Consider the following 16,000-nt stretch of genomic DNA (forward strand, 5'->3'; position numbering starts at 1 on the left):
CTTCAAACCACTCTAGCTTGCTGCCAAGAGGTGACGCTGTCTTATACCAACTTCCAGAACTACCTTTATCGAAATCACCTAGAGTTAGGTTAATACGAAAACAACTTTGTGCTGCATAGTGATATTGCTGTTGCAATGCCAACTTGTTGTGGTATTATAGCTAACAATCAGAGGGCGCGGTCTCCCTATTTCTTCTGTTACAGGTTAAGGATTTTGATATGAACTATGCACACGTAAAAGATGCTTTCGTTATTCCTCAGAGTGGCACTCTCGCAGAAATTGACTTACACACTAAATACTCAGTAATTGCTGAAACTGTTGAAGGTCAATTCTATATGCATAGTACAATCTTCACTGAACAATCGGCTTACGGTTTGGACGCAGCCAATGACTTAGTATCAAAGGTGCTTTCAACAGATAAGATGATTAATCTCTCACTATGGAAAATTGCCAATCCAAGCAAGATTCAGTCATCCCCTGCTTACAAAACTCACCAGAAACTAAATGACAAGTTTCAGCACAAGCCTGAGCAATCAGAAACTAGATTTTACAAAGTAGATAGTTTTAAGTCTATGAACGAGCTGGCTCAACTCCTTTGTCAATCTTGTTTAGGAGATGAACTGGACGATAGCGCCATAACTTATGACTTATATTACGTCGTATACAACAAAGGATTACCGAAGCTTAAGCAGCCAGAGCTTGAGGTAAACAGTGCTGTTGCCTTTCAAAGTTTCCTTAAGCAAGCGATTTACGATTGTGCCCAACAGATAACAGTCAGTATCAGTAACCTAGACACCCTTGAAAGTATCACTTACCAGATAGCCGTTACGTCTTCTGGAATGATCGTGACAGAGATTAGTGAGACAGAGTCTTACATTGATTAAAACCAGTCTCAAGGTTTACTCAGTAAATAGCCTTTAAGGAACAACAATGAGATCTGAAATCTATAAAAAGAATCTACGATTTGTTAAGGCATTGCGATTGCCACACAAGCCTATCTTGGATGATAAAACCAAAGCTCTAGGCAACACAGATAACTTTTGCGAAGATAGCGTAAGAACTAAATTTGGTGACAAAGTAGGTTATCGTCCATTTAACCTTCACAAGCGATCTGACATTCTTCTAATGTATGCACTAGCATACCAAATAGATATTGCTTCAGATGATGATGGTGTACCAACCGCTACAGTAAAATATGGTGATAATCGTGAGCCTGATGTGTTTACCTGCAAAGGGAAAATGCATTACACAGATGTAAACGAGATGCTTCTGGATGCTATCATCTCCTATGCTGAACACAAACAGTTTGAGACGCCACAGATCTTCGAAATGAATCACTACATCAACCTTTTTCACTAACATGAGTTAACCTAACGATCGTTAGACTAAGATTCATTAGATTAGCGAAATTAGGGACTCGGCGTTAAGACTAAAACAATAAAAAATCACTCATTTGGTGTTGCAATGCCAAGTGCGTGTGGTATTATATGCCTCGTAGTCAGGGAGGTGGTCTCCCCGACTTTGGTTATATCAGGTAAGGTACAATGGATAAGACTCAAATCATGTCTCACATCAAAATGCGCAAACTTGAGAAAGAGATTAACGAAACAGCCACTAAGGCAATCAACGCCGCTGGTGGACTTAATGACGTAGTACTTTCAAATCTACTAGCTACTGCTATGAAGCAGACTGAGGGTTTTGATTCTCTATTTAAGAGCGCAGCTGCACTGTATGTTGAGTCAAACTACAATGTCGACTTGCGAATGCAGGCGGGTCTTGAAATGCTAAAGGCTGTTAGCCAAACAGACTTAGATCAAGATGCTCTAGGAGAAGTGGTGCCACTAATCCCGCTGACGACAAAATACGGGAAAGCACAGCTTGGGCAAGCGGAACATATCATCACCCACTTGCAGACCGTAACAGAACACTTCCGAAACGAAGATACGGCAGATATAGCCGCTAAAGCTTTGTTTCTTGCGATGCGACAACAACACCCTACATTGACACAATGCTTCCTGTCTAGCTTCCGTAACGCAGCTCGTAGCATCTCTGAAGACAAACGTTACCTGAATCTAGGTTATGCATTTAACGGAGCCATCCCTTTCATTTAACGTTTCATGAATCAACTCAAGGTGGCGATTGCTGCCTTGATGATTACCATCAAATATTACTCTCGACCGGAACAATAAAAGATCAACAATGTTGGTCTTTTTTTTGAATATTTTTGTATATTGGTGTTGCAATGCCAACTAGCTGTGGTATTATATCTCTCGTGGTCAGGGAGGTGGTTCTCTCAACGACTTAATTGGGCTGGTAGCCCACAACATAGGTTAAAGGTATTAGATTATGAGCAACTCAGTAACTTCAAAAGAAAAAGCACAAGAATTTTTTGACAACCTGTGCCGTGGTGATGAAGCTGTTTCAGCTGAACATGGCTTGGTTTTTGTTGATTCAATTGAAACAGAAGATGGCAAGAAGCGTATTTTCTGCATGACTGACGATGACTGCACTCGTTTTGAAGTAACTGTTGGTCAAGTGTCGTGCCCATTTAAATTCCAACGCGAAGCTGCAATTAGTAACTGTGAATGCAGAATCAAGCGCGGATTAGATGCAGAGGTTTCATTTAAGGAACTTCGTGATGCGCTAGATCTGATTGATTCAGGTGAATGGGTTTACGATTTTTAAGCTAAATTTTGCACCACTTGTCACCTTGTGGCGAGTGGTTAGCAAGATGAGTTACGATCTAAGCTAAAATTTCTACTTATTAAGGAACAGCTATGCCGAAGGTTAATCTGAGTGTCCCGAAGAGCGCATTCGAATCCCGAGTTGCTTTTGCATTCAAAGCGATTGCAAAAAATGACTTGTCCAAGAAAGAGATCGACAACGCTATGGACATCATTCTTTTCGGTCTTGATGGAGGCGAGCCAATTGAGGTTTGGAGTATTACTGAATCATACTGCCTAGAAGGCTCAAAAGTATTGGAACGCACCCAACATCGCCAAACAAAAGAAGATGCAGAGTTATTCTTGTACGCTAACGTAATCGGGTTTGTTGCTGATAACGCCATCAAGGCAGTTAACATGCAGGAGCTTGAGAAGCTGATGTCTGATGCTGGGTTTGATTATATTAAAGAACAACTTCTTGAATTCAAAACTTCGGCTAAAGAGTGTAACGATAACATGAAATACGAAATCCTTGAGTTTTCATTTGAAGAGCCACTTAATGTACAAAAGGTCATCTTTGACTACGTTACGAATCTAGACGTCATCACTGGTTGTCACTCCATTGAGTTAGTCAAGAAGTCTTAATGGCGAGACGTAACAATCAGATAGTTATTCACACTAACGTAAGGCGCAAAAAATAATTAACGCAGGAGTGAATCATGAATAATACACCATCTGAAAGTTACACATCTTATACGGCTTGTGGACAAACCTTAGTGCTTGAAGTATTTGGTGAGGTTGGTTCTGTCCATAAAATGACGCTGGGCAATAGGTTTTTTATCAAAGTTAAGTGCCATCCCCTGAATAGCGACAACGAAGAATTGGTAAGATGGTTTTTTGATTATTACAACAACTTTGCGCCGTTATTGAATTGGGATGAGCTGAAATTTGGCTGGAAGTGTTACCAAAAAGCCAAATGGCAGCGATGTGATAGCCATACAAATGCCTTCTGGAACTATCTTGATGGCAAGCGTTTAAGAATGATTGGACGCAAAGGAGCTGTCATCCAGTGGGTGTAAAGGATTCGGGCAGCGAAAGTTGCCCAAATCGTTTAGAGTATTTATTGAAATTGATGTTGCAATGCCAACTGATTGTGGTATTATTACTGCCGTTGTCCGAGAGGTGGTCTCTCGACAATCTCAAACACAGGTTAATAAGGATTAATTATGAAATTCCACTTGGTAAGCTCAGAGAACGGCGTGTATGACTTTGATGTTACAGACGCAGGTTCAATCAAACGTGTAAAGGTTCCTGAGAGCGTAAAGGCTGGAGATATTATCAATATTTACTCTGGTGAGAGCACAAAAACTGGCGCTGAATGGAAAGGAACCAAAGGTGTTAAAGGATACCTGACGGGCGATCTAGAGTTATCTGTTCGCGCTTCAAACGCCTTCCATGTTGAAATCGTCAACCAAGATGCTCAGTATTGTATTGATAGCGGCTACACGGTTGTTGCCAACAACTCAATGAGCACTGTAGTGATCAGCAACAGTGAAGATGATGAGTCCAGCATTTACTTGGATGGCTCTGATGCAGATGAGTTTATTGAGAAGGCGAAACGCGACTTTGAGTCCTTGGAGTTGATTACAATGGACGAGGCTCTTCTCCATCACGCTAAACCATATATCGAAAACTTATCATAAACTAGATTTTATTAAACCCATCATTTTGATGGGTTTTTTATTGTAAAAAAACAATTATTGTTGTTGCAATGCCAAGTAGTTGTGGTATTATAACGCCAATCCCAGTGAGTGGTTCTCACATTATTCAATAGGAAATCAGGTTATGCATAACTTTACACTAAGTACTCCAATCTCAATCGACCCACAAGATCCTAATGCAAGCTCTTCTGAATTCGAACAACTTCAACTTCTGTTTATTTTGTTAAATCGAATGAACTTTAAAGCAGATTACGAAGTGATCCAATTCTTAAGTCGCTGCAAAGAAACGATTATCGAACAAGGCAATGGTTTTGGTAATTCTGTGAGCATCCAGTTACAGAACAACGAGTTGAACTTAAATCTTAATCTTACTTATGTTGGTCGTCACTATGTACCAGATATCCGTGATGTACCAAAACACTTTGTTGTGCAACTTGAAACTTACTGCTCTACGAATCAAACAACAAAAAGAGCCCTAAGTAGCATGGACAATGTGATTGAGCTTGTTAAGACACATGCCGCTGATATTGTTCTAAAAAAAGAATTTAAGGTTACTGGGAGTGTAGTAGGCTTCACCGAAGGCAAAACATACGAAGGGAAAATTGCTTCGTTTAATGGCTTCTCTTTAGGTTATTACAAAGCCAAAAATGATAAAGGCGAGACAAACCTAATCCCTATCGACTACATTGAAATCATTCAATAAAACAAACAACAGAAGCACACTTATATAGTGTGCTTTGTCTTTGATGATAAGTGAGACTTAGAATGGCAGAAATAGAAGTAGACCTTTTCATGTATTGTGAAAACCCAGAGTGTGAAGGTTCTCCTGATGAGGCAGACTGCTTTAATGGTGATGAATCAGAAACATTCCAATGGCGATGCCCTACTTGCAAAACCGATTATGAATTCGAAGTGGAATTTGAGCCTACTGTCAGCAATTTAAGAAAGGCGAAAAAGAACGGATGACACAGCTATTGGTGTTGCAATGCCAAGTAGTTGTGGTATTATGTACATCATAGTTAGGGAGGTGGTTCTCCCTGCATTAACACAGGTTAAGAAGAAAATATGATTGATTGTACAAAATTACTTGAATGCCTACCTGCTGAATTCAAAGACTTAGATGTCTTTACCATCCAAAACATCACTAACGGCACGATTGAGCGAGTTAACGTTGCGGTTGCTGAAGGTCATGAACTGACACCTGAGTTGTGCCATGCTGCTCTAGTAAACTATTTGGAGTGGAGCATTCAGTACACCCAAAAGGTACTAACCAACGAAAATGGTGAGTGTGACAAGTTAACAAATATGGTTATTGACTTACTTTACCAAAACAAGAACTGATCAATGTTAATAGAGCTGGTGGATGATTGATTCATCAGCTCTTGTGAGGAATGTATGCAGTATTGGAGCTGTCGGTTTAATCGCCCCGACTCATTAAAGAAACATCGCACACTGCAAGCAGCCATTAGGAATGCAGGTAGTTTTGGTTGTATATATGACAAGGCGTCTAAAAAGGTTTATCAGGTGCTGCGCATGGCAGGCAGTGGTGAACTAGAGATTTACGACACTGTCGAACAAGCAGCGTCGTGTTCCCTTAATGGATTCGATATGTTAAGTGCCATGGATTCATTCGGAATTAAGAGGTAAAAATGAAATTCGCAGCAGTACGCGCTTCCGCCCTATTTCGTGATGGAAGTTATAACTTCCAAAGTAACTACATCGGGACGCCAAAAGAAGTTAACTCCGACTTCCAAGATGAAATGCTAAAGCGCGGCGTTTTATGGGCTCGATTGTACGACTGGGCTACCGGAAAGCTCATTTCGTCAATCAGTCCAGAGGTCAACCAATCAACTAAGACGCCTTCGAACTACACTGCCATTTATAATGACGGCAGAAACAGTTTCCAAATCAACTACCCTAATTCCGGAGCAAATAACACTCAGACTTTTAAGGATAAATTCCTTAATGATATGAGCATACGCAATGCTCTATGGGGAAACTTAGTGAACGAGGCAACAGGTGAAAAGGTTCTCTCGTTCCACCGTGGTGACGCCCAAGCGAACAGCCCTAAATAACCCATACACCTTTAGCTAGCCCGAAGTGACGAAACAAGAGAAACCACATGCAAGTAAAACACCCAATTCAACCTTTGCTCAAAGATGAGCAAGCGCTTAATGGCAATCAGGATAGTAGTGAAACGAAAAAAGACTCCCTTAAAACACAAACTGATCAGTGCAATGTTGGCTGTGTATTGATCTCAAGTTACGAAGAATACACAAAAGACGAACTAAGAGAGATCGTAGCGGAAGTTTCCGGAAGAGTGTATATGGAACAAACAAACCTGCCAAGAGCTGTTGAGAAGACAGCTAGCGACTTGTTTATGATGGGAGAATCAATGTCTGAACGCGCCTGCAAAGTCAGAAAGGCTCTTAGTGATTTGCGATCTGATTGTGCATGTTTCAAGTACACAAAAAAAGACTAAGGTAGAATTTCTTCATCGACCAATAGCTGAGCTTGCTCGGCTATTTTTGTATTCGGCAAATGGACTCCGAAACAGGGATCGTTATTAAAGCGCGTCCTTGCACATTGCATCCATTTCTCCAGTCTGGTTCCCCAGACAGAATCAAAGCATAGTATCAGCCAGAAACCTTGCATCGTTCAGCGGAGTGCGGAAGAAATATACTTGAATCGATTCAGCAGATCAATCTATCGAACGCTGTTTTATTGTGTCGAAACTGATACAGATCAATTTTAGAATTGTATCGAAAAATGAAATATCTTAGCTTTCAATGTGTAATGACAGATCTGGGGACGCAAAAAAAATGAAAAAAATTATCATACTGCACGGGTTGTATATGCATGGTGTTGTAATGCAGCCCTTGGCAATGCGGCTACAAAAGTTAGGGTTCGAAACTGAAATCATTAGCTATAACTCATTGTGCATAGATTTAGATTTGATATACGCAAAAATTGATCAATCCTTGTCCAATGATAAGGTGAATGTTCTAGTTGGTCATAGCCTAGGAGGTGTTCTCTCTGTGATGTATGCTGAGTTAAGAAATCTCCCAGAATCTAAACTATCTCACATCGTCACGTTAGGAAGTCCACTCGCAGGAGCCAGTATCGCAGAGCGTATTGTTGAGCTTGGCATAGGAAGTATTCTAGGAAGCTCTTATGATGTCGGATTAAAGGTGTCCCCTAGGAGGTGGAACAGTAAGACAAGGCTAGGTTCTATCTCTGGCTCATTACCACTCGGACTAAGAGGTGTTCTCATACGGGATCGTGAAGCGAGCGATGGCACTATCACTATAGATGAGACCATCATTGACGGCTTGCATGATCACATTGTTCTTAACTCTAGCCATACCAGTCTGGTTTACGCAAAAACAACAGCAACACAAATTTACAACTTTATTAGTGAAAACAGGTTTATAGGAGACTGATTGCTATTGCTGTCATTGCAATGCCAAGTGCGTGTGGTACTATCCCCCTTGTCGAGTAGAAATGCTAGGGATCTCCTCGACTTGCTAAACTGCTTTATCTTTAGCTGGTGAACAAAGGATAATAACCATGATGAATATTGAATCTAATTGCCCCCACTGTAATCGAAATACAGTTTACAGGCGTTGTGGTCGCACCAAATTTGAGCGTAACATTTCAATGCGAAAGTGGCACAAATTCAAATGTTCAAAGTGTAATAACAAAATGCTATTTGATGTAAATAACTACAATATTTCAAAAAAAATCAACTCATTCAGCTTATCAAAAGTATTGAGACGCTTAAATTTTCTAACTCTGGATAGTGCCTGTAGTTCGAAATAATGCACGATAATGAGACAGTCGCATGAATGCGGCTGTTTTTTTTGCCTTTTACTTGTTATTGGTGTTGCAATGGCAAGTGGTTGTGGTACTATAGCTTTGTAGTCAATGAGGTGGTTCTCATTGAATTAAACACAGGTAAGGCAAAATAATGGAAACTTTAGAGCACTCTAAACTCCCGTACACTCATCGAAATGGTAGAACGTTCAAAGAGTTTGTTAGTTCGTATCTTGAGGAGACAACAAAGCAAGCTGTCAACTGGATTGAAATCATCTTCAAGCAACGTTGTTTTACACACAAAGGCTCGAACATCCTTCGTTCCCCATACTGCAATTTAAACAGTGATTGGGAAGGCTTGCTTCAGATTATCACCACGAAGGGTAGCAAAATCGTAATTAAGTTTGGCGATCAAAAAACAACTTTCGATGCAATTGAGTCAAGCCAAGAAAAAATCATCAGTTTGGTAACCGAACTTCTAAAGCAAGAGACTGAAAAAAGAGCTATCTCTACTCAGCGTTACTACAACGAACAACTCGGCTTGTCTCTAATTTAATTCACTTTAATGGTGCGCCCAGTATGGCGCACCTAGGAAGCCCAATGAAAAAGCATACATTAAACATCGACTTTATTTACCGCGCACTAATCATCAAACCACGTTGCCACAAGCCCACTGAAGTAGCCGTACGAGACTCTATCCAAGTGGACATTCCTGAGATTTTGAGCTCAGATGCTCCTGTGGCGTTCCGAAACGGGTCACAAGAGTATCGACTATTCAATGATACCCTTTGGGACTTTGATTACCACACCCCTGCTCGCTCAGAACCTTCAAAGGTCGAATTTGAGACTGTCAAACAGCTAACAGCCGACATTTCAGATTACAAATGGTCATCTTACGGAGCTCAGGCACCATTCCATAACATCTGGCATGAAGTCAGCGCAGCTTGGGATGAACAATCCAAAATTTCACCGTGTAATATGTGGCTCAAAGAAGTTCAGAACACAAAGGATACGACTGAGTACCGTGTATGGTCTCAAGATAACCGCGATGATGTTGTTAAACGTATTATGCGTAAAGTTGACACTATGCTGGTTATCGATGGCTTAATGTTCACAAAAATCAACGAACCACGTTATGTAGTGCAGACATTCGGTCTCTCTGGTGCCCATGGCAGTACAGCTCTTACTGTATCAAACTGGTTTAACATCAATATCCCAAACCGATGCTACTTTCGAGCTGATGAACTTGAGAAAGCAAAAGAATATGCAGAGCAAATCTCAACTAACTTGCGTCATGATGGTTACATCTTTAACGCTGATTCCGTTATTGATGTGCTTATTCCTGAAGCTGTAAAACTTCAACCTAGTACTGATCACCCCGTGAAATAGGCAACATGATGTTAATGACAATCTCTGAACTTAAGGAAGAGTTAGAGTTCCTTGAGTTTGCTATGCAAACTTACCAAAGACCCTTTGGTGCTATCATCCTTATGGATCTATCTAAGCGTAAAAAAGATATTGATAAAGAAGGCGCTATTGCCTACCCAATCACTGGAGAAGATCTAAAATCTGCACTTGATGAATTCAAATCCAGTGACCTTGGGAAATTTCATTTGGAAGAAGACTTTCAAGCTCCTGTACTACAAGTTGTTCTACAAGTTACTCAGTAAGTGAGGCGTTAAGATAATGACCTACAAAGATACAATTATTCAGATCCTTAATAGCATCGAGGTTCCATACTCCGAAAACCGAGTGTGTTTAACCTACAGCTATGACTTTATCAACACCAATGCACTTCCACATAATTGCTCTCGCTCGGCCACTTCGCAATTACTTCAAAAAGGCTTTGAGCTACAAGGTGTTCTACAGGAAGTCGAATACGAAAAAGCAAAGGCTTTGAGTAGCGTATGTTACCTTTTTGATTATATTAAGAGCCACTACAAGTACTCTCAGCTACTTGGGTTTGTTGATAAGGCTTCATCGCTTCTTGATTTAAAAGATTTGAATGGTGGTGAGGATTTCAACTTTGACGATCCTAAACCAGCTTTCCTAAAGGAACTAACAAGATTTGTTTCCTCAGGCGGATATGATGGTCATAACTGGGATTTCTCACTTATGCCACGTAACGGTGACGTGCCGCTAAGCAATCATTTTGCCAACTACTAACGTAGAGGTGGATTTCAGCTCCCAGAAACTGGATTCATCATAGAATTCAAAGAAGGAGAGCCAGTAAGGAAAAACGCTTCTGCGTTTATTATTTCTGCCGAGTAATAGAAACTCCCCCAAAGCTCACTGTTCATAGTGAGCTTTTTGCTTACACCGTAATGAGAAGATCTATGCAAAAAGAACCATCCATCAATAAAGAACATTTTCTTGATTGTCTCACCTACTTCCCTAAAAACTTCCTTCAGATTTTCCCAGACAATTACAAAGAAAGTGATGGCTGGAAGCTCTCTATTCAAGGTCGAAACCTTAGTGATGTGCGTTTCCTGAGTGACCGTCTTTATGATTACCTTTTAAACCGAGATATAAGCTTTAAAGCAATCACAGCAAAAGGCTTAAAGATGACGAAAATCAAAGACACACCGCACAGAAGGGAGCAGATCCACAAAGTGCTAACCATTTACTGCCCAAGAGATACAGATCTAGACGAACTATGCCACTCCGTAAGGGATCGTATTACTGAATATCGCGGACACTGCGGACTTCCAGCTCCAACGGCTTATAAGCACTTCTCTGGTGGCATATTCATTAGAAACGATCGGGGGGAAGATGGTCGTTATGTATCAACGAAACAACACATTACGAATTAGCTGTCTGGTAATGGCAGCAAACGAAAACCATAAAAAGCATTGATGTTACACTAGAAATTCATTAGCTTAGTTGTGGTCTTTGTTACAAACACAGGTAAAAAAATGAAAGATACCGACTTTAATCCCTTTAAGCTTTTTGGCTTTGCCACTATCTTTGCCTTTGTTGCCTATATGTGGCTAATAATGCAGATAACAGGACTCAGTCTTTTTGATTTTATTGTTGATTACTCTGACTCTATGCGATCAATCTACTTAGCGATTGTTGGTGGTGGGTTTTGGCTATTCATCCGAAGAACAACAAACGCTTTGTTGTTTTTTGTCATCCTAGTGATCACTGTAACTTTCACACAGACAGGTGGGATTGTTTACGAGGTACAAGATAGCAACTACATCTTTCAGTTCCTGTCTAACGGATGGGGGTTAGATCTTGTTAGTTTTTGTATGTTCGCATTATTAGCTTATATTGGCTTCAAGAATCTCTCAGAGTAAAAAGTACCTTAATCTTAAAGATGCCCAGATCCCTTCTGGGCTTTTTTGTGTTTACCAATCCAACTTGGTATTGCAATGACATCTGATTGTGGTATTATAGCTCGTACTTTAAGGGGGTTGGTAACCCGCTAAACAAATCACAGGCAAAGGTTAAACTCTATGAGTCGTACATTAAAAGAGCTCCAAGAACTGATTCAAAATGAAACAGAATTTAAAAGAATTGAGGCTATCAAACAAGCTACTCTAGGTTTCGTCGATTCCCCATACCCGATGAAAGAACTGGGCTTAGAACTTGCGACTGCATTTAAGCAGCACGGTGAATTATTGGTTGATGCAATCATGCAAGAGGCAGCAAGAGATATAGCGTCAAAGAAAAAGGAAATTTGCAAAGAGCTTTATGAGTTCGACGGTATCCCTATTAAAAATGTTCATTATGGCAAACCGACTCTACAAGAAATAATTGACGTTCGAAAGACACTTGATGTTAACAGATACAAGCTAATTGCAGGCTCATTCTTTCTTTCTCTCTGCGCATAACAATCAAGTCACCCAATATGGAATTGTGGCTTTTTAGCCGCAATTTCCTATCAATCAAAATAATAGACCGTATGAGAATTCAATTAGGCGTATTGGCTGCATTGGCATGGTCGCTAACAGCCCTACTTCACATTGCTGGCATAATTAGTTTACCTAGTGATGCAAAAGTTTATGAATCGATCGCTGGTAAAAAGTACATAAACTATGCTCCGGCATATGTAATTCGTAAAAACTATTCTGCTGGATACCAAACAACCATTAGCACTTTCACAACAATCAACAAAACTTTGTACCCTCGACAAGTACCCGTAACCTACCCTGCGAGATTCAACGTAGTTATACGTATGACCAATTCAAAGCTAAGGTTCGATTGTGATATTTCCGAGAGTATGTACAATCAGCTTTCCGAAGGGCAGCGAGTTATAGGCAAGGTTGCTGATTATAACAACTTCATCACTAACTCAAGTCAATGTATCGACATTGTGCTACCAGAGCGATAACACCAAACTAGCACTGTTAGGAATCAATAAAATGAATGAGATAAACACTTGTTGTCCTGTTTGTAGTTCAAGAAGAATCACCGTTACGGACATTGCTGAAGTTCACTTCTCTGCTACATTTGAAGATGGTGTATTCACTGGTGAAACTAAGGAAGACGCTATCCCGTCATCACGACAAATTTGCAAATGTTCAGAGTCTGAGTGTGGTCATATATGGGAACCTGATACTTTGATTGACATTAGCTCTATTAAGCAACCAGAACGAGGTATAGGCGATATTGTTGATTTTGAGTGTATTCACTGTCAACAGCCGAGAACCCTGATCATTAACTCAGGAAACATGAACTTCAATCCGAACAAAGACCAATGCATCAACTGTAGTCTAGGTCTTTCCTAAGACATCTTAGACATTAAAAAGACCGGAATCATTCCGGTCTTTTTCTTAAGTGAAAGCTCTAACGTTATATATTGTCGGGCTTCTGTGGTCACGTGAGTACGTGATTGTGAACTTATACTTTGATGCCCTAGTTATATTGATGTAACCCCATCTATTTTTGTCGTTACCATCACCAATGCTGTACGTCTCACCAATCTTCCAATCAGGCAAGTAAACATGCATCGTACTTAGGTAATAACCGGGGTCCGCCCCTATTTTTACTTTAAACATCATCTGCTTTATATCGTCCTTTTTAGAGGCGCGGCTAAAATCAATCTCGCTAGGTGTACCACCCGTGCCTGCATTGTATATAGCAAAGCTTCCGCCACCAGCGTTTGCCTCGTTTTTCTTAGCTAAGTTAAGAGCTTCAACACCTTTGTCATAGGCTGTTTTGGCAGCTCTGGACGAAGCAGCTACAGAACTTGATGTTGAGGTAACAGAGTCCGACAAGGTCACAATACCTGCGGTGCCCGAGGTTGCCCCCTCTACTGTAGCCTTAAGTCTCCCAGAAACACAGCTAAGGATAGTTCCAGATGTTGTCATGGCTATCTGACCTGAATAACATGACTGTCCTGCTGACGCAAACTGACGCATGTATAGCTTATCTGTGTAAGTCAGCCCACTTTCAGCTCGCGGAGTTCTAAGGACTGTACCTGCCTTAAGTTCACCGTTTGCAGAAACGTTTCTAGTCGCCAGTAAATCTCTCGACTTAACATCTTGTGTAACATCCAAATTACCCTTAACAGCCGCGCTATTATCCATGAAGACCTTATCTAAAAATCTACCTTGCTTAGCTGTAAGACCACCATTTAATGTCGTATCGCCACCAACAACGGCATTTCCGTTTATAGTCATAGCTCCTGACACAAGAGCATTCCCTCTAATATCAGCACCTTGCTTGGCGTAAAGAGTTCTTTCAGCAATAAGGTTGTTCTTCGCGGTAATATCCCTCTCTGAAGTAATCCAACCTTTAGTGTAATGGTTCTGGTCTACCGTCAAACTATTCTTGATACGAGCAGACTTGTCGACAACTACGTTACTTTTAAAGGTGGAATCTTGACCTACGACTAAGGTTCTATCGATATTCGTGTTGCCATCAATGTCCACGGCGCTTTTGAATTGTGCATTGCCTGCAACTGTAAGAAGTTTGTTTAAGACAGCATCGTTATTTACAGTGAGTCGCCCTTTTACCGTAGCATTCTTCTCCGCTGTAAAATCACCCTTGGCAACTGTTTTCCCAGCCACTGTTAAGTCTTGACCAACTTCAGCATTACGAGCTGTGTATAAGTCTCCGTCTTTATCAACTTCAAATGCTACACCGGAACCACCACTCTTAGCTAATCTAATGAATTGATCGGCTTTCACTGCATTTACATAAGCTTCCGCAAGGACTGAGCCGCCGGAGTTAATTGCGGTCATCCCACACAGCGTTTGACTTTGATTTCCGCTGTCGTCTGTATCTTGGCAGAATACAGGTGAGAGTGTGTCATCCTTGTTCTCTGCTGTGATATATACCGAACCGACTGAGGCGTCTTTTGCATTCAAAGATAGAGCTTCTGTCGCAATATCGTATTCTAGCCCACAAGTTGATTCTATCTTCTTATTTGATGAGTCATATCGATAACAAACCGCTGGCTTGGCATTACTAGCGAAAGTGAGGCTGTTACGCATTGAGTTTTCACCGTTAACCCTAAGGTGATAATCTTCAGCGATACCTATCTTATTCAAAGTAAAGCTAGCTTCAATTCCGCACTGCTCTCTCAAATTAAAGCATCGACCAATCGAAATCTCTTTACCTGTTCCTCTATCGATGAGTTTGTAGTTATGAGCTCCTGTAACGCGCACAGCATCGTTTAACTTAGCTGAGTTGATAACACGCTCATATTGATCAAACATCTTGTTAAAGTCTTGGTCATCGGCATATAGAGTAAACTTCCACTCTTGAAGTAGCTTGTTCTCTCCTTCGCGTTTGGACTCAAGGTTGAAGCCCCTAAACAAACCTCTATCCATATTGCAGCTAACAAGTGCAACATCTCGGTTTTCATTTAGATTGGGCTCCCAACCGTCAGGTTCGCCACACTCCGGATTGTCCTTGGCTATTAACTCCTTTGTGAAGTTTTCCAAAACCTTGTTAGTGTCGTTCCATTGACCATCCCAAGTTGTACGCCCCTCAATACCATCAAGAAGAACCCGCTTATCTATCGCGGCAACAATATTGGAAATCTCTTTCCCTACAAGCCTGTATTGAGCGATCTCATTCTCTCTCTTTTCGTATTGAGCTCTCAGTAGAACGGAACTAGATACAAGGGATACAGCCAGAATCGCCTCAATGAGAACAAACCCTTTTTTGTATTTCATTTTTTCTTTAAGGATATTAATTCGGGAGCTTGGTATCAATTCAACCGATGAGTGTTATTTAAAGATTTCCTTAAAGATGTATGCAGATAAGTCCTAGTTGCTAAACATTATCGAGTGGCGTCTAAATAGCCATATTTCTCATCGCAGATGCTTAAAAGCTTTTCCCTATCCCAACCAACCATAGAGGCTTGCGCTACCACTGTCAGCTCGTTAAAGGTCGCTGCCGACATCCCCCTCTGCTTAAGTAAGTAGCTCTTAATGTTTTGGGCGTCTTTCAATGCGACGTCATGCTTAAAGCTTTGTCCAGTTGTTTTGTAACGTTGAGCACACAGAGCATATAAGTTTGCCTCAGCGACTCGTTCATTTGGAGTTTTAATCTTATTGCTTTCAACGGTCTTTCTCACAACCGAGTTATTGTTTGTGACATGAACATAAGCACCTAACAAAAGAACAACGAGACCGAACAGAGACAGGACTTTCTCGCTGCGAGTCAATTTACGCATAACTACCACCATAACTAATTTCAATGAAACAAAGAACATCATAAGTAGGCTTATATAAGTAATTAAAATCGTTATTAAAAACCGTGATCAAATCCATGGTTATAACTTATAAAACCACATCTGGTTCTATAGAAAACAGAATAAAAAAAAAGAGCCGGAAGTCC

The 16,000-nt window shown here is 40.7% G+C and carries 25 protein-coding genes; 23 read left to right on the forward strand and 2 right to left on the reverse strand.

The features are described 5' to 3' along the window. The first annotated feature begins 218 nt into the window (after positions 1–218). From KJB35_RS18285 to KJB35_RS18395, 23 genes are all read left to right on the forward strand, one after another. Complete coding sequence (locus tag KJB35_RS18285; protein ID WP_285469546.1) at positions 219–884, forward strand: hypothetical protein; 666 nt, start codon at positions 219–221, stop codon at positions 882–884. A gap of 46 nt (positions 885–930) precedes the next feature. Continuing rightward, entirely contained in the window at positions 931–1,359 is a 429-nt protein-coding gene (locus tag KJB35_RS18290; protein ID WP_285469547.1) for a hypothetical protein, read from the forward strand. A 185-nt stretch (positions 1,360–1,544) separates the two neighbouring features. Next, positions 1,545–2,111, forward strand: a complete 567-nt coding sequence (locus KJB35_RS18295) for a hypothetical protein (protein WP_285469548.1) — start codon at positions 1,545–1,547, stop codon at positions 2,109–2,111. Positions 2,112–2,346: 235 nt separating this feature from the next. Continuing rightward, positions 2,347–2,685: a hypothetical protein gene (locus tag KJB35_RS18300; protein WP_285469549.1), complete on the forward strand. Its 339-nt coding sequence runs from the start codon at positions 2,347–2,349 to the stop codon at positions 2,683–2,685. 92 nt (positions 2,686–2,777) lie between these two features. After that, positions 2,778–3,308 carry a hypothetical protein gene (locus KJB35_RS18305; protein ID WP_285469550.1) on the forward strand — a complete coding sequence of 177 codons (531 nt, stop codon included), beginning with the start codon at positions 2,778–2,780 and terminating at the stop codon, positions 3,306–3,308. A gap of 74 nt (positions 3,309–3,382) precedes the next feature. Beyond that, entirely contained in the window at positions 3,383–3,742 is a 360-nt protein-coding gene (locus tag KJB35_RS18310) for a hypothetical protein (RefSeq protein WP_285469551.1), read from the forward strand. Positions 3,743–3,889: 147 nt separating this feature from the next. Further along, positions 3,890–4,366, forward strand: coding sequence for a hypothetical protein (locus KJB35_RS18315; protein WP_285469552.1), 477 nt, complete (start codon positions 3,890–3,892; stop codon positions 4,364–4,366). 142 nt (positions 4,367–4,508) lie between these two features. Then, positions 4,509–5,087: a hypothetical protein gene (locus KJB35_RS18320; RefSeq protein WP_285469553.1), complete on the forward strand. Its 579-nt coding sequence runs from the start codon at positions 4,509–4,511 to the stop codon at positions 5,085–5,087. 62 nt (positions 5,088–5,149) lie between these two features. Then, on the forward strand, positions 5,150–5,350 hold the full coding sequence (locus tag KJB35_RS18325) for a hypothetical protein (protein ID WP_285469555.1): 201 nt from the start codon (positions 5,150–5,152) through the stop codon (positions 5,348–5,350). A gap of 99 nt (positions 5,351–5,449) precedes the next feature. After that, complete coding sequence (locus tag KJB35_RS18330) at positions 5,450–5,725, forward strand: hypothetical protein (protein ID WP_285469556.1); 276 nt, start codon at positions 5,450–5,452, stop codon at positions 5,723–5,725. 54 nt (positions 5,726–5,779) lie between these two features. After that, positions 5,780–6,031 (forward strand): hypothetical protein, encoded by a 252-nt coding sequence (locus tag KJB35_RS18335; protein ID WP_285469557.1) that lies wholly within the window; start codon positions 5,780–5,782, stop codon positions 6,029–6,031. Between the two features lie 2 nt (positions 6,032–6,033). Then, a complete protein-coding gene (locus tag KJB35_RS18340; RefSeq protein WP_285469558.1) occupies positions 6,034–6,459 on the forward strand; it encodes a hypothetical protein in 426 nt (141 codons plus the stop codon). Between the two features lie 47 nt (positions 6,460–6,506). After that, positions 6,507–6,866, forward strand: a complete 360-nt coding sequence (locus KJB35_RS18345) for a hypothetical protein (RefSeq protein ID WP_285469559.1) — start codon at positions 6,507–6,509, stop codon at positions 6,864–6,866. Positions 6,867–7,206: 340 nt separating this feature from the next. Continuing rightward, positions 7,207–7,827 carry an alpha/beta fold hydrolase gene (locus KJB35_RS18350; protein WP_285469560.1) on the forward strand — a complete coding sequence of 207 codons (621 nt, stop codon included), beginning with the start codon at positions 7,207–7,209 and terminating at the stop codon, positions 7,825–7,827. A gap of 527 nt (positions 7,828–8,354) precedes the next feature. Next, the gene (locus KJB35_RS18355; protein ID WP_285469561.1) at positions 8,355–8,756 is read left to right on the forward strand and encodes a hypothetical protein; all 402 of its coding nucleotides are present in this window, start codon (positions 8,355–8,357) and stop codon (positions 8,754–8,756) included. A 44-nt stretch (positions 8,757–8,800) separates the two neighbouring features. Then, a complete protein-coding gene (locus KJB35_RS18360; RefSeq protein WP_285469562.1) occupies positions 8,801–9,589 on the forward strand; it encodes a hypothetical protein in 789 nt (262 codons plus the stop codon). Between the two features lie 5 nt (positions 9,590–9,594). After that, on the forward strand, positions 9,595–9,870 hold the full coding sequence (locus KJB35_RS18365) for a hypothetical protein (RefSeq protein ID WP_285469563.1): 276 nt from the start codon (positions 9,595–9,597) through the stop codon (positions 9,868–9,870). Positions 9,871–9,886: 16 nt separating this feature from the next. Further along, on the forward strand, positions 9,887–10,366 hold the full coding sequence (locus KJB35_RS18370; RefSeq protein ID WP_285469564.1) for a hypothetical protein: 480 nt from the start codon (positions 9,887–9,889) through the stop codon (positions 10,364–10,366). Between the two features lie 170 nt (positions 10,367–10,536). Further along, a complete protein-coding gene (locus KJB35_RS18375) occupies positions 10,537–11,013 on the forward strand; it encodes a hypothetical protein (protein WP_285469565.1) in 477 nt (158 codons plus the stop codon). A gap of 102 nt (positions 11,014–11,115) precedes the next feature. Beyond that, entirely contained in the window at positions 11,116–11,502 is a 387-nt protein-coding gene (locus KJB35_RS18380) for a hypothetical protein (RefSeq protein WP_285469567.1), read from the forward strand. Positions 11,503–11,661: 159 nt separating this feature from the next. Beyond that, on the forward strand, positions 11,662–12,039 hold the full coding sequence (locus tag KJB35_RS18385; RefSeq protein ID WP_285469568.1) for a hypothetical protein: 378 nt from the start codon (positions 11,662–11,664) through the stop codon (positions 12,037–12,039). Positions 12,040–12,110: 71 nt separating this feature from the next. Next, positions 12,111–12,539: a hypothetical protein gene (locus tag KJB35_RS18390; RefSeq protein WP_285469569.1), complete on the forward strand. Its 429-nt coding sequence runs from the start codon at positions 12,111–12,113 to the stop codon at positions 12,537–12,539. A 31-nt stretch (positions 12,540–12,570) separates the two neighbouring features. Next, positions 12,571–12,936, forward strand: a complete 366-nt coding sequence (locus tag KJB35_RS18395; protein WP_285469570.1) for a hypothetical protein — start codon at positions 12,571–12,573, stop codon at positions 12,934–12,936. Between the two features lie 45 nt (positions 12,937–12,981). Here KJB35_RS18395 and KJB35_RS18400 read toward each other — a convergent pair whose 3' ends face one another. Further along, positions 12,982–15,333, reverse strand: a complete 2,352-nt coding sequence (locus KJB35_RS18400) for a tail fiber protein (protein WP_285469571.1) — start codon at positions 15,331–15,333, stop codon at positions 12,982–12,984. A gap of 107 nt (positions 15,334–15,440) precedes the next feature. Beyond that, a complete protein-coding gene (locus tag KJB35_RS18405; RefSeq protein WP_285469572.1) occupies positions 15,441–15,836 on the reverse strand; it encodes a hypothetical protein in 396 nt (131 codons plus the stop codon). Positions 15,837–16,000: the final 164 nt, after the last annotated feature.

This window comes from Vibrio sp. D431a (assembly GCF_030248655.1).
In the GTDB taxonomy this organism is placed as follows: domain Bacteria; phylum Pseudomonadota; class Gammaproteobacteria; order Enterobacterales; family Vibrionaceae; genus Vibrio; species Vibrio alginolyticus.